At 29.3% G+C, this 723-nt stretch carries 1 protein-coding gene; it reads right to left on the bottom strand.

Annotated elements, in window-relative coordinates; genetic code table 11:
• On the bottom strand, window positions 1-701 hold a 701-nt coding region (locus tag FZ949_RS09225), incomplete at its 3' end, for a glycosyltransferase family 2 protein (RefSeq protein WP_148790375.1).
• Between the last annotated feature and the right edge of the window lie 22 nt (window positions 702-723).

Raw genomic sequence — 723 nt, 5'->3', positions numbered from 1 at the left:
TTAAAAATATCTTTTAATACGTTATATCTTTTTGAACAATCCTTGTCTGATAATCTTGTAATGCTTGTTTCTAAAAATCTATATTTTAAGAGTATTTCTGGGATATTATAAAATTTACCAACCTTTGCAAGCTGAGTCCAAAGATGATAATCTTCTGCATTTTTAAACCTTTCATCATACAAAATATTATTATTTGTAAAGGCATCTTTTCTAATCATTACTGATGGATGAGCAAAACAACAAGAAACAAGCAAATTTGCTTTTATTTGTTTGTCGTGTTCAAAATATCTAGCAACTTTTTCATTTATATTTTCCCCAAAAATATTTATCCAACTTCCACAAACAACTATATCTTTGTCATGTTCCATCACTTGTAGTTGTTTTTCTATCCTAAACTGCAAACTAATATCATCTGCATCCATTCTTACTATATACTCACCTCTTGCTTTTGCTATCCCCTCATTTAAGCTCGATATTAATCCTCTGTTTTCCCTGCTGATTAAAACTATGCGATCATCTTCATTCTTATACTTTTTAATTATTTCCAGGCTCCTATCATTTGAGCCATCATTGATAATGATAAATTCAAAATTATTATATGTTTGTTCCAGTATGCTTCGTATAGCAGCATCTAAATATTTTTCAGCATTATACACAGACATCACAACGGACACGACTGGGTTTTTACTAATATCTATCATTTTATATTACCCTTTAATACAC

It is taken from the genome of Campylobacter concisus (assembly GCF_902460545.1).
GTDB lineage: Bacteria > Campylobacterota > Campylobacteria > Campylobacterales > Campylobacteraceae > Campylobacter_A > Campylobacter_A concisus_AE.
Note: the sequence above shows the minus strand (reverse complement) of the source record. Positions and strands in the feature narration are given on the sequence as shown.